16 protein-coding genes are annotated in these 20,389 nt (G+C 47.7%); 4 read left to right on the top strand and 12 right to left on the bottom strand.

Translation table 11 applies throughout. The features are described from left to right. Positions 1-28: 28 nt before the first annotated feature. The 6 genes from Pan54_RS12460 to Pan54_RS12435 form a co-directional block, all read right to left on the bottom strand. Positions 29-2,347 carry a protein kinase domain-containing protein gene (locus tag Pan54_RS12460; RefSeq protein ID WP_146503797.1) on the bottom strand — a complete coding sequence of 773 codons (2,319 nt, stop codon included), beginning with the start codon at positions 2,345-2,347 and terminating at the stop codon, positions 29-31. Between the two features lie 347 nt (positions 2,348-2,694). Continuing rightward, entirely contained in the window at positions 2,695-3,537 is an 843-nt protein-coding gene (locus Pan54_RS12455) for a TrmH family RNA methyltransferase (RefSeq protein WP_146503796.1), read from the bottom strand. A 124-nt stretch (positions 3,538-3,661) separates the two neighbouring features. Continuing rightward, entirely contained in the window at positions 3,662-4,126 is a 465-nt protein-coding gene (gene ndk / locus Pan54_RS12450; RefSeq protein WP_146503795.1) for a nucleoside-diphosphate kinase, read from the bottom strand. Between the two features lie 174 nt (positions 4,127-4,300). Further along, entirely contained in the window at positions 4,301-5,440 is a 1,140-nt protein-coding gene (gene carA, locus Pan54_RS12445) for a glutamine-hydrolyzing carbamoyl-phosphate synthase small subunit (protein WP_146503794.1), read from the bottom strand. 173 nt (positions 5,441-5,613) lie between these two features. After that, the gene (locus Pan54_RS12440) at positions 5,614-6,027 is read right to left on the bottom strand and encodes an ArsR/SmtB family transcription factor (protein WP_146503793.1); all 414 of its coding nucleotides are present in this window, start codon (positions 6,025-6,027) and stop codon (positions 5,614-5,616) included. Positions 6,028-7,032: 1,005 nt separating this feature from the next. Beyond that, on the bottom strand, positions 7,033-7,803 hold the full coding sequence (locus Pan54_RS12435; protein ID WP_165441754.1) for a vWA domain-containing protein: 771 nt from the start codon (positions 7,801-7,803) through the stop codon (positions 7,033-7,035). Positions 7,804-7,998: 195 nt separating this feature from the next. Between Pan54_RS12435 and Pan54_RS12430 the strand changes: the two genes are divergently transcribed. Next, positions 7,999-8,634, top strand: a complete 636-nt coding sequence (locus Pan54_RS12430; RefSeq protein WP_146503791.1) for a GNAT family N-acetyltransferase — start codon at positions 7,999-8,001, stop codon at positions 8,632-8,634. 35 nt (positions 8,635-8,669) lie between these two features. On the opposite strand, the gene ppk1 is transcribed toward Pan54_RS12430, so the two are convergent. The 3 genes from ppk1 to Pan54_RS12415 all read right to left on the bottom strand — a co-directional run bounded on the left by ppk1 (position 8,670) and on the right by Pan54_RS12415 (position 13,614). Further along, complete coding sequence (gene ppk1, locus Pan54_RS12425; protein WP_261343179.1) at positions 8,670-10,811, bottom strand: polyphosphate kinase 1; 2,142 nt, start codon at positions 10,809-10,811, stop codon at positions 8,670-8,672. Positions 10,812-10,925: 114 nt separating this feature from the next. Further along, the gene (locus tag Pan54_RS12420) at positions 10,926-12,524 is read right to left on the bottom strand and encodes a Ppx/GppA phosphatase family protein (protein WP_242631298.1); all 1,599 of its coding nucleotides are present in this window, start codon (positions 12,522-12,524) and stop codon (positions 10,926-10,928) included. 103 nt (positions 12,525-12,627) lie between these two features. Then, positions 12,628-13,614, bottom strand: coding sequence for an ROK family protein (locus Pan54_RS12415; protein ID WP_146503789.1), 987 nt, complete (start codon positions 13,612-13,614; stop codon positions 12,628-12,630). 881 nt (positions 13,615-14,495) lie between these two features. On the opposite strand from Pan54_RS12415, the gene Pan54_RS12410 reads away from it, so the two are divergent. Together Pan54_RS12410 and Pan54_RS12405 are read left to right on the top strand one after the other, a co-directional pair. Beyond that, a complete protein-coding gene (locus Pan54_RS12410) occupies positions 14,496-15,074 on the top strand; it encodes a response regulator (protein WP_146503788.1) in 579 nt (192 codons plus the stop codon). Between the two features lie 183 nt (positions 15,075-15,257). Next, on the top strand, positions 15,258-15,992 hold the full coding sequence (locus Pan54_RS12405; protein ID WP_146503787.1) for a sensor histidine kinase: 735 nt from the start codon (positions 15,258-15,260) through the stop codon (positions 15,990-15,992). 17 nt (positions 15,993-16,009) lie between these two features. Here the strand turns inward: Pan54_RS12405 and tsaD are convergent, their stop codons facing one another. After that, positions 16,010-17,038 carry a tRNA (adenosine(37)-N6)-threonylcarbamoyltransferase complex transferase subunit TsaD gene (gene tsaD, locus Pan54_RS12400; protein WP_146503786.1) on the bottom strand — a complete coding sequence of 343 codons (1,029 nt, stop codon included), beginning with the start codon at positions 17,036-17,038 and terminating at the stop codon, positions 16,010-16,012. A gap of 79 nt (positions 17,039-17,117) precedes the next feature. After that, a complete protein-coding gene (locus Pan54_RS12395) occupies positions 17,118-18,614 on the bottom strand; it encodes a S41 family peptidase (RefSeq protein ID WP_146503785.1) in 1,497 nt (498 codons plus the stop codon). Positions 18,615-19,229: 615 nt separating this feature from the next. Here Pan54_RS12395 and Pan54_RS12390 point away from each other — a divergent pair. Then, complete coding sequence (locus Pan54_RS12390) at positions 19,230-19,538, top strand: branched-chain amino acid aminotransferase (RefSeq protein ID WP_146503784.1); 309 nt, start codon at positions 19,230-19,232, stop codon at positions 19,536-19,538. A 322-nt stretch (positions 19,539-19,860) separates the two neighbouring features. On the opposite strand, the gene Pan54_RS12385 is transcribed toward Pan54_RS12390, so the two are convergent. After that, a complete protein-coding gene (locus Pan54_RS12385) occupies positions 19,861-20,361 on the bottom strand; it encodes a 6-pyruvoyl trahydropterin synthase family protein (protein WP_146503783.1) in 501 nt (166 codons plus the stop codon). Between the last annotated feature and the right edge of the window lie 28 nt (positions 20,362-20,389).

The following is a 20,389-nucleotide window of genomic DNA, read 5'->3' as shown; positions in this document are numbered from 1 at the left end:
TGAGATACGGATTCTCGGAATACAAGATTTACCGCCGAAAAATGGGTTCGGTCACAGCCGTCATTTGAGTCGCCTGAATACCGGGAATGACGGAGTTCCAGCGAGGTCCCGTATAGTTTTTCAACTCGGAGTCTTGCGGTTGCTCACTCATTGTTCCTGCAAATTCGAGTTGGTACGGCATCACGCCTTCGACGGTCCCTTCTGTCGAAATGGTAGTGCTCAGGCCTCGATTTGAATTCCACCAGGAGGCCAGTGTCGTTTGTTCGGTAACCAGCAGCATCTGACCAAGCAAATTTATCGCACGGATTCCACGTTCCGGAGAGGTTGGCGAAGTCAACACGACCAGAGTTTTACTCGATTCGTTCAGATCGATAACACAGTTGGTCGCTTCAATATCTAATTGAATGGACGAATTGAATTGATATCCGGTGCAATCCAGATGGAGCAGCGAATTTGCATTTCGCAACGTTGTCTGATTACAGAAGACCAGCGGAAGAGCCTTTCCAGCATTACGACAGACGATTTCGATGAAGTCACCTGAACCGAGTTTGAGGCTGTTTGTAATTGCCACTTCTTTAGCTTCGCCGCTTAACATCAAGCTGGATCCATCGTGCAGAAACTGGCATCCACTCAAGTGGAGATGCCCCGCATTCGATTCTGATCCGCTCAAAGGTTTCCAGGCAATGGAGCGCAGGTTGACACCAACTGGCTTAGCCGAATCGGAATTGTCGGCTCGAGGTCCAAGAAATCTGCAGCTTGAAACGCGTAAATTCAATGACTGACAAACCAACAGGGCAGGGGGGGGCGATTTTTCTGAAGGCTCCGTTGTCAAATTGGTATCATCATAGCGAACAGTGATATTATTCAGTTCCAGGTCAGTCGCCCAGATCTTCCAGGGTTTCTCCGCTACGACAATTTCTGTCTGAGAGCCAGGAATTATTTGTGGTTCTCCTGATACTTCAACAGTCAATGCACCAACGACGGAAATATCACTCGCACGATAACGTTTGCCTGCCGTCAGTTGCAGCAGCCCCTGATCGTTCGGCTTGGGCAATTCGAGTAGAAGTTGAGTCTTTTTCAGGCCTTTGTTATCAATAGATACTGAGTCTGCAGTATTGGACTCGTCTCCAGTTATGTTGGCAATAAGAGACGTTCCAGTCGCAGTGATCCAGCTCTGGGAGGGGATCAAGTTGACTGCCTGCCAGAAGAGGATTAACAAGCAAGCCGCTGCGGTCAAGAGAGCGGTCGTGTCTCGGACGGTATCGAATCGGGTTCGGGGAATAATCAAACGAGGTTGTTCATGTTTACGAACAAAAGTTGAAACAATTTGCGGGGCAGCCGGTCGCTCAATCCGTGATTTTAATCGGACAGCAGAAGTGCTTTGGGTTCGTAAAACGGGATCGGCTTGAGTCAGCTGGTCAATCATCGCAGCTGTGTTACGATCGACTTCGGGGGCCAGTTCCAATACGGGAGGGATCCGCTTTTCGATGTGGGCACTGATCTTATACAGAGCATCTGCCGAGTAATGAGGAGGTCGTCCGCAGGCAAGTTGCCACAACAAACATCCAGCCGCATACAAATCGGTTTCGTGTGTCCAGACACCAGTACGAATCATTTCTGGAGCAAACAAATCGTAACATTCATAAGGGAGCCTGGTTTGCAATGTCCAGACGGGCTGAACCTGAGGACGCACGCCAGCATTGAGAATTGTAATGCTTCCCTTTCGGCTAAGCAGTAAATTTCCTGCTCGGATATCCCCGTGAACAAACTTGAGACTTTGATATCGCTTCAATTTCTCGTGAAGCTGTAACGCGATTGTACGCAATAATTCTTCAGGGAGTCGTCCTTGTCTGACAATGAGTTCCTGAGCAGTGATCCCGGCATGGTACTCATTGACGGCAAAGAGCTTTTGTTCGGTGGCGACAAAATCGACTGGGAAATCGGTCAATCGATTTTTCCCGAGCTGATTCCGTTCCTGAAATTCCAGGGAATTTACTATTTGATGAGGATCCTGACCTTCTGTGGGAAAAGCATCCAGAAAATAAAACGTTCTTTTATCGACAGATTGAGCCAGATATCGCTTTTGAACGTGATCGTTATTGATGAGGTCGACGACAAAGTAGGAGCCTACGCGAAGAAGATGTTCCTGATGATTGGCCAGAGCTTCTGCCTGAAACGACGTTAATTTCCGACGCTGCACCAGAGCATCGAGCCAGGTGGAATCGAATGCGGGTAAATCTCGCGAGAGCGCATGCACGATCGAACGGCAACCCAGCACATCCTGCTCTCTGCAGGTCGTATACTGTTCCAGACGCGCAATCAATTCTCGTGATGGGGGATCGTACATGCCCCAGGGAGTCCCTTCCCCTCGATACCTTAAGTAGTGCTCTTTCGAGCTTTAAATGTCGCCCTCAAATCGCTGTTCCGCAGTCAGTTTGACTGCTCCCCGATATTGAACTTACACGACATTTTGCGGTAGTTCGAATAGTAGGGTCCGCTGTGCGGTCCAAGATTGGCGTGACGGGTCTTGGATGTGAATCCTGCATTTACCTATCAAGCTGTCAGAAATGTACTTGAAATCTACAATTTCAGAAAGATCAGACCAGTTCGGTAACAGACCATTTTCAAATGGTTTCTGCAGTCGCCTGGACACGAAATGTCCTGAAAACGCTGTCTTTGCTCGTGCCGAACGCTTCAGGTCATTTTTGAATATACTCCAGAACAGGCTTGAGAGGACATCCAGGCATACATCATCAGGCTGCCTGCAACTCCGAGATTCAACGAGTCGACTCGATCGGACATCGGAATTCGCACGAGATGATGACAATATTCCTGCTGAGTGGTTGACATCCCCTGGCGTTCTTCTCCCAGAAAAATCAGGGTCGTTTTTGGGAATGGAAAGTCATTTAACAGCTGTTGACCACTTGGAGAAGTGCCAATCGGCTTAAGGCTGTGGGTAATTGTCCATTGTTCCAGTTCGTGGAGAGAACTGTGAATAAACTTCTGAAAAAACAGAGAGCCCATCGAGGCTCGGAGTATATCTGGTTGATAAGGATCAATCTGATGTCCCAGAAGAATCAAACCGTTGGCACCAAAAGCGTTAGCAGATCGAAGTAATGTTCCCAGATTGCCTGTATTTCGCACCGTTTCGAGAATAATCCAGCACGAACTTCGAGAAAGATCAATTTGAGAAAGTCTGCTCCATTGGCTTCGTACCAGAAAGCCAATCCCGGACGCATGTTCGAACCAGGAGATTTTCCGAAACTCCTCAGGACTGAGCGAAAGAGCAGGTGTCCCCGCTCTTTTCAATGCTCGAATCTGCTTTTCCGCAGCAGCTGATTTTAGCAACTTTTTGCTGTAGAAGATCGTTGCGATCTGCTGGCGGGCATTGATGGCGTGCAGAAAATTTCGCAAGCCTTCAGCATAAAAACATCTATGCCGTTCTCGCCATTCGCGTTCACGATGCAGTCGACAAACGAAAGTTATCGCGCGATTGACCGTTGGAAAATGTGGAATTTGATTTCTATCACGAGGCATACTCCAGTCTGGAAGACGACGCTTCCAACAGCAACACGAGGTTAAAAAAAGATTCCAGTCGTAGGTTGGGTTACGCTTCGCTAACCCAACCTACAGATTGTCTCGGCTCAGTGAAGTTAGAAAATTATTCGTCAGCAGCCATCAAAGATGCAGCCAGTGAAAGCGAATATTCGCACAATTCGTTGTCCTGAAAATAAATCGGGATCTCACGTTTAGCGGCTTCGGGGCCATCACTGCCATGAATAAGGTTCATTTGACGTGAGGTGCCGTAATCTCCGCGGATGGTTCCCGGATTCGCTTCGCGTCCATTCGTACTGCCCATCATGGTACGCATGACAGAAATCGCATCCGGGCCTTCAACAACCAATGCAACAACTGGTGCAGAGGTGATAAATGATTCTAAGTGTGGGTAGAAAGGCTTCTCAACATGTTCCTCATAATGTTTTCGAGCCAGTTCAGGCGTCACTTGCAGCATCTTCAATCCTGCAATTTTGTAGCCCTTGTTCTCAATCCGGGATAGCAATGCTCCAATCAAACGACGTTGAATGGCATCGGGCTTGAAAAGAATTAAAGTCTGCTCTTGTGGCATGGCGGTGTGTCTTGAAGGTTAAAGGTAGAAGGTTGGTATATAGTCCTTGGAGTATCGACCCGTCAGGCTGGTACTGGCTCTGCCAGTGTATGAAACATTAGTACTTAGTGTCGATTTGCACTGGCCAAGCCAGTGGCACACAATTCGAGGGTTATTGGGCCAGAATACAAATCCCTAGACATTGACCCCAATCATCGATTGCATAAATTCATCAAACAGATAACGACTGTCGTGCGGACCAGCTGAGGCTTCGGGGTGATACTGTACTCCGAAGACCGGTTCGGTTTTGTGCCGGATTCCTGAAACGGTGTTGTCGTTTAGATTGATGTGAGTCACTTCAACGTTATCAGGCAGAGTCTTTTCGTTGATCGCAAAGCCATGATTCTGGCTAGTTACTTCGACTCGGCCGGTTTTCTTATTCATCACCGGCTGATTGGCTCCCCGGTGTCCGAATTTCAGTTTGTAAATCTCTCCGCCCATCGCCAATCCAAGAAGTTGTTGGCCAAGGCAGATTCCGAATATCGGCTTTTTACCGATCAAATCGCGAATTGTATTCACAGCATAGTCCAGAGGTCGGGGATCACCTGGGCCATTGGACAGGAAAACGCCATCTGGATTCCGTTCGAGTATCTCGGCGGCAGTCGAAGTGCCTGGCATCACTTCGACATCACATCCACAATCGACCAGGTGCCGAGGGATATTCCATTTCATGCCGTAATCAATCGCGACAACTTTCGGGCGTTTGCTGTTCGGAGGAAGTGTTGTCTGATTAGCGGGTGTTCGTGCCAGTTCTGAAAGCGCTTCCGACCAGCAGGTCGTTTCTTTGGCAGAAACCGCTTTCACATAATCCTGTCCGACCAAATCCGGCGATTGTTGAGCTTTGGCAACCAGAGAAGCATCATCCAGATCGACAGTAGAAATCACACCGGTCATCGCACCTTGAGTTCGCAGTCGACGAACCAGAGCGCGGGTGTCAACCCCCTGCATTCCAATCACACCATGTTCGGCCAGATAACTGGAGAGGGAATGCGTGGCTCGATAATTACTCGGCTTCTCGCAAACTTCTCGACAGATGAAGCCTTTGAGAGCCGTTCCACTGCTTTCAATGTCTTCAGGATTGACCCCATAATTCCCAATTTGCGGGTAGGTCATCACAATGATTTGGCCGCAATAGGATGGGTCGGTGATAATTTCCTGGTAGCCAGTCATGCTGGTGTTGAAAACGACTTCACCAAAGGATTCGCCCTCTGCTCCGAAGGCGGTTCCGGAAAAGACTGTACCATCTGCCAGAGCGAGTTTGACGGGTTGAGACATAAGTAGAAAAGTTCCTCTTTTGGGGATCAGGTTTCAAACCAAATTTATCAGAGACCAGCTGAAAAAAAAAGGAAGTTCGACACGATTCAATCGGTTTAGAACGTATTGAAGTGTGTGCATAAAAAAAGCCGTGAAGAATGAACTTCACGGCTTCATCAGATTGCTCAAGTCGGCTAGTCTTCACGAGAAATTGTGAAGTCTTCGAATCGCAAGTCGTTGCTGCTGTCGTTTTTCATGGCTGAGAAGAACTCAGAAATCAGACGATAGAAGTGAATCTTACGGATCGAGTAGAAGTTGTGCTTGCCATCACGGCGAGCTTCGATCAAGCCGGCAACTCGCATCAAAGCCAAGTGATGGCTGACAGCTGGCTGGCTCTGCTTGAGTCGATCGCAAAGTGCGGTCACATGCAATTCGCCAGAACTCTGCAGGTAAAATAGAATTCGCAGGCGGGTTTCGTCAGCCAGCAGTTTGAACGACTGAACCAGATCTTTTTCCAGTTGAACGTCGATCTCGGTTTCCATCGGTGTACGATCCGGGATGACACTGTTTTCGCGTGCAACACTCGTTTCACTAATTGGGGTAATCATCAGCTTTTCCTTCCTCGCTTCGTGTGACGAAGCTGTAATTTTTTAAAAGCACGCTGTTAACGAAATACTATTCTGAGCGTGCGAACATTTCCGAAATGGTTGGATAAGAAGTTTCAGTTACTTATCCTCGTAGTAACAAAGTTCTAAGTGATCGTATCGTCAATCAAGTGAATGTCAACTGGTCTTACCAGATAATTTTTCAAGATTTAAGGAAATTTACTAAGTGAACTTTCGTGAACTTTTGGTGAAGATGAATTCTTCAACAGGTAACACTGTGAAGACAATCATGAAGTGCGTCTTCCCTACTAATAATTTGGGTTAATGATGTTGTACCGCACAACTACGGAGTGCGGTACAGTTATTTGAGGCCCAAATCTTAGCCCTTAAAGGGCAGTAGCCGAAATTTCATGTGTTAGTTTTTGAAAAGTGTCTTCTCGTGGATTCGATTCGAAATTATCTCTCGGTATCGAAGATTGTCAATATCATCTTCAAGGGATCCCTGTATTTGACCCACATCCCTTATATAGCGTTTGATTGATAAGCAATTATTGGTCCAAACTTTAATTAGTTTCTGAGAAAGTTGACAATATCCATGAAATCAAGTGATTGCATAGAATCATTAACTCTCAATTGAGTGATTTGAGCGATTGATTGATCAAAATAGAGGCAAGCTCTGATGCTTCCTTGTGCAACCTATCAGACATTACTGTTTAATCCTATAGCATATTCAATAATTACCTGCAGCGTTCGGCAGGAGCAGGCTTAGCGTTTTTAGGACATTTCGTGTCCAAGCGACTGCAGAGACCATTTGAAAATGGTCTAGTGCGCCTTCCAAGCGAATAGTTTGGGTTGATGTTCTTAATAAATAAAGCACGAAAACGAAGTACGTTACAGTGATTTGATGCAAAAATCTAAGCCCTGACAGGGTACGAGTTCATTCAATTCGTGCACATTTCACCAGGAATTCTTGAGGAAGAGTCAGCAGAAACAATTGGATCTCCAAAGTTATGGAACGAATGTGTATGTCCCCTGGTTGAACTGAGAGAGCTCCCGTAGTTGTTTTTCACTTGAGGGATTTCCAATACAGATTGTGCAAATGCGGGCTTTCCCCTGATTGAGTCGAGAGGCTTTATCCAGATCCCGTCTTGAAATGAGCCCATCTGTGAGGAAATAGATAAGGTCAGGGCTTTGGTGGATGGATGCTTGGAGTGATGCTAGAGGCTGAGTTGGGCCAACAGCCCGGAACGTGGCGATCCACTCATAGAGTTTCATAGGTCTGTTTCGACCTCGCATTACGCACTTTCCGGGAGACATTACTGTAGAATTATTATTGAAAAAATAAACACAGAATTCCTGTTCCGGTGAAAGCGATTCGATTGAGCGGAACAATTCGACTTTCACTCGACCGAACCTCGTCTTTGCAGCCGAGTCGTGCTTACCGTTCATACTGGCTGAAGCATCGACAACATACACAATGCGTTTGTCATTTGTCTTTGTCTCTCGTGTCAAAAAACCACCGCTGCTGGCTCCGTATCGGTCAATTCCCTCGCCAATTCCTGCCAGATGCCATAAACCAGCAATAGTATTGTTCGGAACTTCAGCAAATTCCCCAAATTCATGTAGCTGTACGGGATTGGGATTGACTGCAAAAAGCAGAGGATCTGTGGGAAGGGAAACCGAAATCTGAGGCTGTGGACTGACAGGTTGCAGGAGCTTTTGAGGTGAAGATTCAAACAAGGAACTGTTTGGCTGTTGGGGCTGACTGGAAGTTTCCATGGTGATCTGCAGCGGGTTTTTCCAGAGAACCTCCTTAGTTTCTACCGTATTCCATGTTGCTTCGATTGCCTGAGTAACTGTTTTTTTAATGGAAACATGGGGAATCAACAACAAGAGAAACAGAATGACAACATGGAAGAAAATCGCTGATCCCCAGGAAATGCAAGTTTGCTGTCCAGGAAAAGCGATTCTGAAATGTCGTTTCAGTATGATGCGAGATCGCAAGAGGTTCGGAATCTGGCGGAATATGGACATAAGAAAATTGTGCCTGAATTTTGCTTGTGTGCCATCAAAATTATAGAAAAGTTAACGCAAACGATGAAAAAACTGCCGGAAACAGAACGATTACGGCTTAGGCAAATGGGGCCATCCGATATCGATTTTCTCTGTGAGATACTAAGCAATCCAGAGGTCATGCGTTTTTATCCTAAACAATACACACGCGAAGAGGCCTACGAATGGCTCGATCGTCAAATGGGGCGCTATGAGGAGTTTGGCCACGGATTATGGCTGGTGGAGCGCAAGCAGGATGGTCGTCTGGTAGGGCAGGCGGGAGTCGTTTCTCAAAAAATCCAGGGCGAACTCTGGCTGGAGGTGGGCTATATGATCCACTCGCAATATTGGAAGCGGGGATTCGCTTCGGAGGCAGCAATCGCCTGCCGTGATTATGCGTTCAATGAATTGAACGTGGAGCAGGTTTGCAGCTTGATTCAACCAGCCAATATCGCTTCACAGCGAGTTGCCCTGAAAAATCAAATGAAACCACATCGCCTGGTTCAGCATTACGATAAGGATCATCTTCAATATATTGTGCAACGTAGTGATCTCTGATACATACGCCCATCTTAAACTTCAGGTGATGAGGTTTACTCCGGCGATCGATGCGGCTCAAATGTCGTCAACTGTTCGTCGCTGCGTTTCTTGGCTTCGATTTGAATGGCATTATGAAAATATTCCTGTGCCCGAAAGCGTTTTCCTTTTCGGGAAACGGGAACGTAGTTTCCATCAGGACCAAGCTCTTTTGAATTGGTATTATCTCGAAAATAGATATCGAGATAATCGATCAGGCGCAAACGACTTGGATCATCATCAATCGGTACCAGCAGTTCGATACGTCGGTCCAGATTTCGTGGCATCCAGTCTGCGGACGATATAAACACACGATCATCTCCACCATGATGAAAGTGCACGATCCGAGCGTGTTCGAGAAATCGATCGATAATACTGATGACTGTAATGTTCTCGCTCAAGCCGGGAATCCCTGGTCGCAAGCAGCAGATTCCGCGGATATTTAACTGCACTTGAACTCCAGCAGAGGAGGCACGATACAACGCTTCGATAATTTCCTGATCAACCAGCGAGTTAACTTTTGCTTTGATGAATGCCTTTTCGCCCCGCGTGGCCTGATCGATTTCGACATCGATCATTTCGAGCAGTCTTTGTTTTAAACCTGTCGGAGCTGCTTCAATTTTATGGTAGGGTTGTGGCTGAGAATAAGCCGTAATGGCATTGAAAAACGAAACGGCATCGGCTGTCAAATCGACATCCGAAGTCATGTAGCTGATATCCCCATACAGCCGCGACGTCTTTTCGTTGTAATTCCCGGTTCCATAATGCACATAACGGCAAATGCCCTGGGATTCCTGTCGAACAATCACACAAATTTTGGCGTGAGTTTTCAAACCCTTCACGCCATAAACGACTTGCACTCCGACCAGTTCAAGCTGTTTTGCCCATTCGATATTACGGGCTTCATCGAAACGGGCTTTCAATTCGACCACCGCAGTGACATGTTTGCCACTGATTGCAGCTTCTTTGAGAGCTGCAACAATCGGGCTGTTCGCGCTGGTTCGGTAAAGAGTCTGCTTGATCGAAAGCACATCCGGATCCTGAGCAGCCTCGGAGATCAGGCGAATCACGGGATCGAAACTTTCATAGGGATGTAGCAAGACCGCACTTCGCTGAGACAATTGTTCGAACATATCCACTGAGGGATCGATATCCAGGGCACGACTCGGTTCCCAGGGTTCATCAGTCAGAGAGTCAAATCCCTTGATACTTGCAAGGGACATGAAGTCGTTCAACCCAAGTGGACCGTGCAACGGGTAGACATCTGCAGGAGCCGCCTGATAAGCATTGGCCAGAAATGCCTGTAAAGTCGCTGTTGCACGAGAATCGATTTCGAGACGCACGCAATGACTTTCTTTCCGCGCCTGAAGCAACTGCTCCATTTCCGCCATGAAATCGACCGCAACATCTTCGCTGATCGTAATATCTGCATTTCGGGTCATCCGAAACGGAACAACTTCGAGAACTTGTTCCCCCGGAAAGAAGCGTTCCGCAAAACCGGCAACGACATCTTCGAGTAGCATGTACTCGTATCCAGACTCCGAAGGAACTGTCAAAAAGCGAGGCAGTTTGCGGCCGAGTCGGATGATGGCATATCGAAACGGTTCTTCCGCATCGGGCAGACATCTCAAACGAATGCACAAACATAAGTCCGGTTCTGGAAGCATCGGGACATGCTCGTTGTCCCAGACTGCGATCGGACTCAAAATAGAAAACAGTTCATCCTCGAAACGTTCTTCTACAACTCTCAATTGCGACTGTGAAATATCTTCGGCTCGCAGTCGACGAATTCCATTTTCAGAAAGGGCAGGTTCCAGGACTTCGTTGTAGCAATCATATTGGTCGTGCTGCATTCTGCGAACACGATCCCGAATCGCGATCAGTTGTTCTTCCGGGCTCATGCCGGTGAAGTCGAGTCGTTTGACTTCTTTCCAGGTCAAAATCTGCAAACCACCCACACGCACCATAAAGAATTCATCCAGGTTGGATGCTGTGATGGCTAAAAACTTCAAACGTTCGAGTAAAGGAACGCTGGAGTCACAGGCCTGGTCGAGCACCCGCTGATTGAATTCCAACCAGCTTAATTCTCGATTGATATACCGGTCGCTACTCATAAGATTTCGTTCAAATTTAAATGACTTCAGTCGGGGAATACTCACTTGCTTGCGCTACGTGTTTGTATTTATGAAATGAATTCACTTTTTGATAGTAAATAGGTAATTGTCAACTTGTGTTGGGTTACGCTTCGCTCAACCAATCTACTGCTTGAGGGACTAACGTTTTCTCATTGGTAAACTTGGCTGACCACGTAACAGGATTGGCAAACCGAAGGTTTCTTCGAAGAGATTTCCAATCTGACGAATTGCCAGCTGTTCCATGGAAAGGTCGGATATTTCTGGAATGGTTATCACGAGCCGTTTGGGTGTCAGCGTGCATTCGAAATCGTGAATCCGCTGATTTCTCGCTCCATCCAATGCCAAAGCAACTCGCAAAATGGCTGCCAGTTTAATAACGACGACTCTATCATCCCGTTCCAGATTGATAAAACCTGTATGGGAAGATTTTGGCGATGTCCGCCGGTGATACCGAGTGATCAGCCCAATTATTATCAATTGTTTGCGACCAATCCCAAACAATTCGGAGTTGGTGATCAGATACATCGAATGCTTGTGATATGCACTCGTTCCAATGAACAACCCGATTTCATGAAGCAGAGCCGCCAGCACGAGCAGCAATTCATATCGTCGGTCCAGTCCATGGAGCGGTGCGAGTTGATTGAATAATGATTTCGATAAGCGTGCGACATGTTCGGCATGAGATTCATCAAACTGAAAGCGTCGTCCGACATCAATGGCCGAACGGATAATCTGCTGAACCAACTCATCCGACCAGACATCCTGATCAATCAATTCCCGCAACAATCCGTCACGGACAGTGGCGGGCAGAACATGGATTTTGGAAACACGTAATTCTTTTGCCAGTTCAGTATTCGCAACGAGTGCCGGACCGAGATTTTCCGCATCTGGAAGTGGAATGTGAAATTCCCGGACCAATTCATCGACATTCATCGATAGAACCCGGTTGGTGAATGACTCCAGGTCTTTCAAGGTGATTAACGCGGCTTCCTGAGTAGATTCCACTCCGAGAAGCTTTTCCGCAGTTAACCGCATTTCACCCCCCAGAAGTAGCAGTTTTGCAGCTGGCGTTCGCTCGGCATAGATTCCGGTTCCGCTCAACGCCCGTTGAGCATGTTTCCGCAATAAGACCGGCCACTGACCTTCCGGGGCATCGTATGTTTTTAGTAAGGCACTCAGTCTGAGCGATCCCAGGCGTACGGCATTCGCCACTTCTACTTCGCCATGCTGAAGCATCAGGTATTCGGTATTGCCGCCACCCACTTCGGCGATCACCCAGCGATCCTGGGACAGTGTCGGAAGTTGATCTCGCCAAACCCGAATGCCCTGGTATATGACTCGATGAAGCTCTGCCACATCGAGAACATTGACAGACCAGCCCGTCGCAATGAAAACCCGGTCAACAAATGCCAGCGTGTTTTCCGCTTCCCGCACAGCGCTCGTGGCAACAACGCGAATGTTCTGAGGATCCGTCAGTCGATATTCGCGTAACTTCTCCTGATACATCTTCAACACGCCAACGCATGTTTCGATTGTGTTTCGGGAGATGCGTCCGACTGTGTAGGTGTCTTCTCCAATCGCCACCGTCTGGACAAGCTTTTCCAGAGTCTGAACACGACTCTCTTCATTCCCTTCGGCAATAGCCATGCGAATGGAAGTCGTGCCAATTTCAATGACCGCAATCCGACGTTTTTTCGACTGCGAAGTTTCACTGGAGATTGCTGGAGGAGACGACATGGTTAATAACTTCGGTGATTTTAATTCGATAATAGTAATGAGTTGACTTGCGAAACGTTTCTGATAATGGGGAATGCGGGTTCAGATTTCATTCAATTTAAAATCAAGCCTTTTCGTTTTCCGAATTGTCAAAATTCTTGCGTGCCCAGGCAGCAGAACCTCGAATGCCTGCATCGTCACCTAGTTTTGCGACCACGACCTCCGACACATCCTGATAGGCTGGCAGGAGCCAGGATTTCATACCCTCTTTGATCTTCTTACTGAAAAATTCCGGCATCGCTTCAACAAGTCCACCACCCAGTACGATTTTTTCAGGGGCTAGCATGTGCACAAATCCTGCAATGCTTTTCCCCAGTTGGACTACCGCTCGCGTCATAATATCCTCGACCATCGAGTCTTTCTTAAGAGCATCGGCCAGCAATCCACTGCGAATATTGGCCAAGTCGGTTCCCGCGGAACTGGCAACAGTGGGAGCCTGTCCGCGATAAGAGGCCTGGGCGATTAATGCACTCATCGCCAGTCGGCTCGCAACCGCTTCCAATGAACCGGGTAGGCCTGCAGAGGCGATTGGGCCTTCTGGAACCGTCGGTATGTGACCGATTTCCATGCAGGAAATTTTCGCTCCCTGCAGAATCACACCATTCTGTACGAATCCGCCACCAATTCCTGTTCCCGGGAATACACCCAGTAAACTTTCAGCACCTTGGCCAGCCCCAAACAAATATTCTCCGTAGACTCCTGCATCGACATCGTTAATCACGACGACTGGTTTTTTGAATTCCTTAGTTAGGCTTTCTGCAACCGGGACATTTTTCCATCCCAGATTGGGAGCTTGCAGTAAAATTCCTTTTTTGGGCTGAATCGGCCCCGGACAACCAATCCCAATGCCCGCAATACTATCGAGAGTGACACCCGAACTCTCTATTGCATCGTAAATGCACTTAATAACACGCTCCAACCCTGCTTCCGGACCCTGAGCTCCCTTGGTTTTTTTTCGCTCGCGTCCCAAGTCTTTATAATTCTCATCGAAAACGGCTGCCAGCATTTTGGTGCCACCGAGATCAAAACCGATCCAATTCTTATCACTCACAGCTCACTCCACTAGAAAATCTGGCTTTGACTTGTGTATTCATCCAATCCAATTGCTTAGACAGGATTGTACTCATTAACGCTTCCCCTGTCAGGGGTTAGAAACATATGTCTGATTATTGTGGCAGCAGGTTCACCTTCTCCATTTTCTCAGGATTTGCTACATTTCGATTGAGCGCTGAATCCAGCAGGTTTGTTGGCGAATTCAGTTCGATCCCAGTGCCTGTTCCAATTGAATATTAGGGTGCCACTGGCAAAGCCATTAGCACACAACTCGAAGTTTTTATTGGAACAATCCACTGGCGGGTAATAACACTTAATATCCTTCAGCATTCAGAAGTTTTTCATGCATCGTTCCTCGTGTTTTTGATCAAGAGGATTACATTTTTCATCTGCTTACAATTGTATATTTTTGGTATTGGATAGGATTTTCTGTCGGCTGGAATTCAGAACTTGTTAAACTGCATGGGTTTGAGTGAATGACGAATGTGAAGGGTTTGAGAGTTTGGCCTAATTTGGCAGGCCAATTGCCTATTGACCAATATGAGAGTTTGGCTACAATCACGATATATGGATAAACAGGGGAGATTGGACTTCCTCGGTGAAATGTTCTCTGTGAAATGTTTACGCCACGATTTCGTGAGTGTTTGCTCAAAGTCGAATTATGGTTTTCCTTCGGTAGAGAGTGAACTCGCCCGTTGGAAGACGATGTAACCGCTTTATCTCAGAAATCATGGTCCAATCAATGGAATGAAGTGACCTGGAATTCGCCCATATAAACGGGCGATACACTGATTGACATGGGAGTTTCCGCAGTAAATTTACGTCTGCGGTAAATTTACTGGAGTCCCTTGTCATCTCCTACAGTAAGGATGGAGCGACATGAAGACGGTATTTACAACGGGCGAAGCAGCCAAAATTTGCAAGGTCAGTCAGCAAACGATCATCCGCTGCTTCGATTCAGGACAATTGAAGGGATTCCGCGTTCCCGGCTCGAAATTTCGTCGCATTCCACGCGATGTTCTCTTCAAGTTCATGCGTGAAAACGGCATCCCGACCGACGCTCTCGAAAGTGGAAAACGCAAGGCGCTAGTTGTCGATGATGACCAGGAACTGGTCGAACTGATTCGCGACGTTCTCGATGCGGATGGACGTTTCGAAGTCCGCGTCGCCAACAACGGGTTCGATGCTGGTATGATGGTCAAAGAGTACCATCCTGATGTCATCGTTCTCGATGTGATGTTGCCAGATATTAACGGCAAAGAAGTCTGTCAGAGGGTCCGCAGCGATTCCAGCATGGATGATGTCCGCATCATCTGCATCAGCGGAATGGTCGAGCGGGACAAAATTGAAGAACTCAAAGCAGCCGGTGCCAACGATTTTATGCAGAAGCCTTTCGAGGTCGATGTGTTAATGAATCGCATCTGCAAACTGCTCGATGTGGAACCTGTCGGGGTTTAATTGTCGAGCCAAGAAGAATCAGGCCGCACGGACTTCGTGCGGCTTTTTTTGTGGACATCTCATCGGAAGTCAACAAGTGAGTCTTCTATCCTGATATTTTGGGTTGATGATGTTATAAAGCACGACAACGGAGTGCATTGCAGTTATTTGAGGCCTAAATCTAAGCCCTGAAAGGGCACTAGAGTGAACTCGAAGCAGGAAACGATCTCAATTCACCCTGACGATGCCCGCATGGCATCGCTCGTTGAATTCTGCGCTGCTGCCGGCCATGAAATCAACAATCCGCTCGCAGTGATTCTCGGTCGTGTCCATCTGCTGCTGAAAGATGAACATGATCCTGCTCGCAGACAATCACTCGAAACAATAGCCGGTCAGGCACTGCGCGTGCGGGATATGATTGGCGATGTCATGGTCTTCGCCGATCCTCCTTCTCCTCAACCAAGCCGATTTGTGGTTCATGACGAAATCTCAAAGATTATTGAATCTCAACTCGCTATTGCCCGGCGCCAATTTGGAGATGAAGTCCCGCAGATCAAATTTGATTGCAGTGAGGAAATCATTCTGGAAGCTGATCGGGATCAATTTCTAACGGTCATCTCAGAATTAATCCGAAACACACTGCATCCCTCAACGGCGGCGACTTCAATACAGATTGAAATCTTAGAGGCAGATGATCAATGTGAAATTCACGTCACCGACGATGGTCGTGGCTTAACCCCAGAAGAAATGCAGCATCTCTTCGATCCCTTTTACTCCGGACGACAAGCGGGCCGTGGACTAGGGTTTGGATTGAGCAAAGCGTATCGTCTAGCCGAATTGCATCAGGCGACTATTGAAGTGATACAGATCCCTGAAACTCATGGCCTTCAATTAGTCGTAATCTGGCCACTTGCTGTAGGCGAGCCAAGTCAGTCATGACTCGGGTTTTGTCATGATTATTGTGCCCGCACAAGACCAGGTGTTACATCAATATCAAGTGAAGCAAACAACTGCCGATCATAACTCTCCCAGGCAATCGCTCCCATGGCTGCGTTGTCGGTGCAGTATTCCATCGGTGCAATGACGAGTTGAGTTTTACGTTCGGTGCACATACTTTTCAGGTCGTGCCGTAATCGCCGATTCGCCGCGACTCCTCCACCGACACACAAAGAGTTGTATCCCAGTTGCTTTAGAGCCTGTTCACATTTCCTGACAATCACATCCACCACTGCTTTTTCAAACGAGGCGGCCACATCGGCCAGTCGTTTTGAGTTCATTTCAGGCGGTTGTTGATGAGCTCCCGGTTGACCTTTCACTTCGTAGAGAACAGCCGTTTTGAGTCCGCTGAAACTGAAGGCTAGGCGTGATTGATGATAAAACGCTTTGGGAAAATCAAACGCATCGGCATTTCCATCGTCAGCGGCTTTTTGAATTGAAGGTCCACCCGGGTAGGTGAGTCCTAAGATCGCTGCCACTTTGTCAAACGCTTCTCCCGCGGCATCATCAATCGTCGAACCGAGCAGCGGCATCTCTAAAGCATCTCTGCAATCGTAAAGATTGGTATGCCCGCCACTCACAACCAATCCGACTGCCGGGAAGACATTTTTCGCGGAGGACATCTGGCAGGCATACAGATGAGCTTGCACATGATCGATCGCAATGAGCGGAAGATCGAGAATTAAAGCCAATGTTTTTGCGGCTGTCACCCCCACGAGCAAGGAGCCGACTAAACCGGGATGAGTCGCGACAGCAATCGCGGAGAGATCTGTCAGATTTACTCCCGCTTCACTCATCGCACTCTCGATGACCGGCAGAATCCGTTCGACGTGCGCGCGAGCTGCAATTTCAGGAACAACTCCGCCGTATTGCTCGTGCAGATCGCTTTGCGAAGAGACAATCGAACTCAGAATCGTCAGGTCACGCCCGATAACTGCAGCCGCAGTCTCATCACACGTCGACTCAATCGCCAGAAGCAGTTTGGGCATCGGTTACCTATAAAATAAAAGAGGCGAGCCGCGTTTTGAATAACTAGGCTCGCCTCATATCAGCAAAGAAAATCTAAGATTAAAGCACAGTTTGTGCAGGCACCACGAAGAAGCTTCGCGGAATAAAGGCCGCTTTTTTGCTCTCTTCTTCAGGTTCGACCTGCTCAGTCTCTTCCTTGGCTTCCTGCTTTTTTACCTCACCAGACATCGCGGATTGTACATACTCGAGAGCTTTATCGAGCTGAGTATCGACGAATTCACTTTCAGGTGGAGCTTCGTTGCTGAGCACATCCCGCTCGCTGCGGAATTTGCGGTATTCGATCATCTGCTTTGTGGTGAACTCAACTTTCTCACCTTCGTCGGGCATTACACCCCATTCGTCTTCAGGTTTGGCTTTTGGAAAGCGATGAATGTTCTTACCGCTGGGACGATGATAACTGGCAGTCGTCAACTTGAGTGCACTGTTACCATCTTCGAGTTCAATCACATTTTGAACGCTTCCTTTACCCCAGGACCGTTCGCCGACAATGATGGCCCGATCATGATCCTGCAGACAAGCCGAGACGATTTCGCTGGCAGAGGCACTGAAACGATTGATCAGGATTGCCATTGGAAAATCGCTGAAAGTACCACGTTTCTTGGCTCGCCATGTTCGTTCCTGAGTGTTGCGACCTTTCGTACTGACAATTTTTCCAGACTCGATAAACAAGTCAGAAATTTCTGTTGCAGAGGTCAGCAGTCCACCTGGATTCCAGCGGAGATCCAGAACCAGACCTTTCATGCCTTCTTTTTCCAGCTGCTTCAAAGCGGCCAGTAGTTCGCTGGTACTGTTTCGGCTGAAGTGTGACAAGCGGATGTAGCCAATTTTGCTGGCATCATCGAGCATGAAATTCCAGGTGCCGTCCGGGTTGTAACGATCTCCCATTACGGTCGCCACTTTGATGACGTCCCGTTCGATTTCCAGTTTTTCGATCGTACTTTTGACTTCCACTTTCTGATCTTCCGGCAACTCTTCAGAATTTTCTGCAATCTCTTCTGCGGTGCCATCGTCATCGGTCGTTTCATGGCGAACTGTAATCGTCACTTTTTTGCCTGCTGGGCCTTTAAGGAGTTTCACCGCGGTCGCGAGTTCCTTGCCAACTTCGAATTCCGCAACAGTTTGACCTTCAATACTGATAATACGATCGCCTGCTCGAACGCCAGCTTTGTAGGCGGGGGTGCCGGGCAGGGGAGTCATGACGACGATTTCTCGATGATCCTGATCGAAGTGGACCTGAATACCAATGCCGCCGAATTCCTGCTGGACATCTTGTTCAAAGGCGGAGAGGTCTTCCGGGCTGATGTAATTTGAATAGGGATCAAGTTTAGCCAGCATTCCCTGAACAGCCGCTTCAATCAGATCGCGGCGATCAATGTCCTTCACATAATTCTCGTCGATCTCTTCAAACGTATCGACAAACAGCCGCATCAATTCGTAGGTGTCGTCTTGTTCATCGCCGTGTGTCGCCTTTCCCCAAATTACAGTCAAGGAAACACACAGGCATATCAGCCACGCAGTGGTCGCGGAATTCCGCATCAGACGGCTCCTTCTTTAAACAATGGTCGATCACGTCAAAGCCAACGCTGCTTTCATCCAATTCAGCAACGCTGGGGAACGGCATATTCTAAAAGCTTTACAGGTTTCAGACAAGATGCAACAAGTTTGCGGACCTGAATTCGCAATTCGTGGAAACGAAAGTTGCATATGTGATTTCTAAAAATAGTAGTTCTATTTCAAGCACGAAGCGCAAGCGAGTGAGTCGCATGATTGAAAACACACTCGCTTGCGCTTCGTGCTTGTATTTTGACTCATTGTGAATACGTTGTCGCATCGCATCATGTTGGAAATCTGCAACTTTGATCCAACTCGTTGTGAATTCTTGAGTTATGGTTATTTAATTGAACTTAGAAAATGAAAGATGCATTTCCACATCATCCCCACGAATAGTCCGATTAACGATGTGTAAAGAAAATGGACATTTTAATTATGTTGTAAATGCCTGCTAAGTAAATGGTTATGGAAACAGTGGCATGTTTGCGCCCAAGTTTCTCAGTTGATGAAATCCAGTTCTGGCACGGCTGCTGCTTTATCAGTAAACATCAAAACAAAACCACACACACTTCAAATAACAATCAACTGGAGACTACCACCATGACTCAACTCATCAACAACTTGTACAACGACGAAGCTGGTTTCATTGTTTCTGCTGAACTCGTTCTGGTTGCCACTATTGCCGTGCTCGGAATGGTTGTCGGACTTTCAGAAGTCGCTTTCAACGTGAACCAGGAACTCGAAGACGTCGGATCAGCCTTTGGCTCGATCAATCAGAACTTCCACTACAACGGAACAGCTGGTCACAAAGGCGGAATCGCCGGTAGCAAATACAACGACGAGTGGGATCAATGCGACGATTCCTGCGACGTAAGCTGCGATGTCGCTCCAACTGGCGAAAGCTACTAAGGAGCATTCTGCTCCACCGGGGGCAGTCGCACGAAGGACTAGAGACTGAGATCGCTGAGTTTGCTCCTGCAGAACGAGAAATGAATTTGTGAATCAAATTAGATTTGGGGTTAGTGGGTAAAGGTTAGAGTAAAAGCCGAGGGCGGAAAGCGGAAAGCCGTAAAGGTGACGCTTTCCCAGTGGGTCCAAACCCCTCGGCTTTCGGCTTTCCGATCTCCGCTTCGCTGCGACCCCAGCCCACACATCAAGAAAACTCTAACCTCTAACCAATAATCTCTCACCTCTTCATTTTCCTGACACGACACCAATCCATCGGGAATTTTCAATCAAGTGAGAGTTCACACTGGGCCCATTGGCCAAAGTTTTCTTCGACATCGACACGAATACTTTTCAGTTCGTGCCGATGTTTTTTTATGACGTCATCAACCAGACGAGTTGCAATCCAGTGGGCAATCTCTTCAGCTGTCGTATTTGGGACCGGAAGAATGATGCAGTCTTCTTTGGGAAAAACCCAACGTCGGGTTTCAAATCGTGCTTCGACTTCTTCGCGTTCATCATCGACGGTAACGGAAATCGTCGGATGACCTGTCGGTAGCAGCATACGGTGATCAAGCTCATTCACAATCGCCTGGGTTGCATCGCGTAAGGCGATGAAGTCGAACACGTAACGATTCTCGTCCAGTCCCCCCGTCACTTCGACGGCTACCCGCCAGTTGTGGCCATGAAGTCGTTCGCAGATGTTGCCATTGAAAGTAATGAAGTGAGCGGCACTGAATACGAGATGATCTTTGGTCACTCGAACTCGATAGGAGGTATCGGACATGGTGGGATTTCTGATTGCATAAATGATA

The sequence above is a fragment of the Rubinisphaera italica genome, assembly GCF_007859715.1.
GTDB lineage: Bacteria > Planctomycetota > Planctomycetia > Planctomycetales > Planctomycetaceae > Rubinisphaera > Rubinisphaera italica.
This window is presented reverse-complemented; position numbering and strand designations above follow the sequence as displayed.

What these genes read in the sequence shown, in the direction of transcription:
- carA (WP_146503794.1), bottom strand. Translation starts at nt 5,440, where the DNA reads ATGTCTCAACCCGTCAAACTCGCTCTGGCAGATGGTACAGTCTTTTCC.
- Pan54_RS12385 (WP_146503783.1), bottom strand. Translation starts at nt 20,361, where the DNA reads ATGTCCGATACCTCCTATCGAGTTCGAGTGACCAAAGATCATCTCGTA.
- Pan54_RS12420 (WP_242631298.1), bottom strand. Translation starts at nt 12,524, where the DNA reads ATGTCGTCTCCTCCAGCAATCTCCAGTGAAACTTCGCAGTCGAAAAAA.
- tsaD (WP_146503786.1), bottom strand. Translation starts at nt 17,038, where the DNA reads ATGCCCAAACTGCTTCTGGCGATTGAGTCGACGTGTGATGAGACTGCG.
- Pan54_RS12430 (WP_146503791.1), top strand. Translation starts at nt 7,999, where the DNA reads ATGTCGTTTCAGTATGATGCGAGATCGCAAGAGGTTCGGAATCTGGCG.
- Pan54_RS12435 (WP_165441754.1), bottom strand. Translation starts at nt 7,803, where the DNA reads ATGGAAACTTCCAGTCAGCCCCAACAGCCAAACAGTTCCTTGTTTGAA.
- Pan54_RS12395 (WP_146503785.1), bottom strand. Translation starts at nt 18,614, where the DNA reads ATGCGGAATTCCGCGACCACTGCGTGGCTGATATGCCTGTGTGTTTCC.
- ndk (WP_146503795.1), bottom strand. Translation starts at nt 4,126, where the DNA reads ATGCCACAAGAGCAGACTTTAATTCTTTTCAAGCCCGATGCCATTCAA.
- Pan54_RS12455 (WP_146503796.1), bottom strand. Translation starts at nt 3,537, where the DNA reads ATGCCTCGTGATAGAAATCAAATTCCACATTTTCCAACGGTCAATCGC.
- Pan54_RS12410 (WP_146503788.1), top strand. Translation starts at nt 14,496, where the DNA reads ATGAAGACGGTATTTACAACGGGCGAAGCAGCCAAAATTTGCAAGGTC.
- Pan54_RS12390 (WP_146503784.1), top strand. Translation starts at nt 19,230, where the DNA reads ATGACTCAACTCATCAACAACTTGTACAACGACGAAGCTGGTTTCATT.
- Pan54_RS12460 (WP_146503797.1), bottom strand. Translation starts at nt 2,347, where the DNA reads ATGTACGATCCCCCATCACGAGAATTGATTGCGCGTCTGGAACAGTAT.
- Pan54_RS12440 (WP_146503793.1), bottom strand. Translation starts at nt 6,027, where the DNA reads ATGATTACCCCAATTAGTGAAACGAGTGTTGCACGCGAAAACAGTGTC.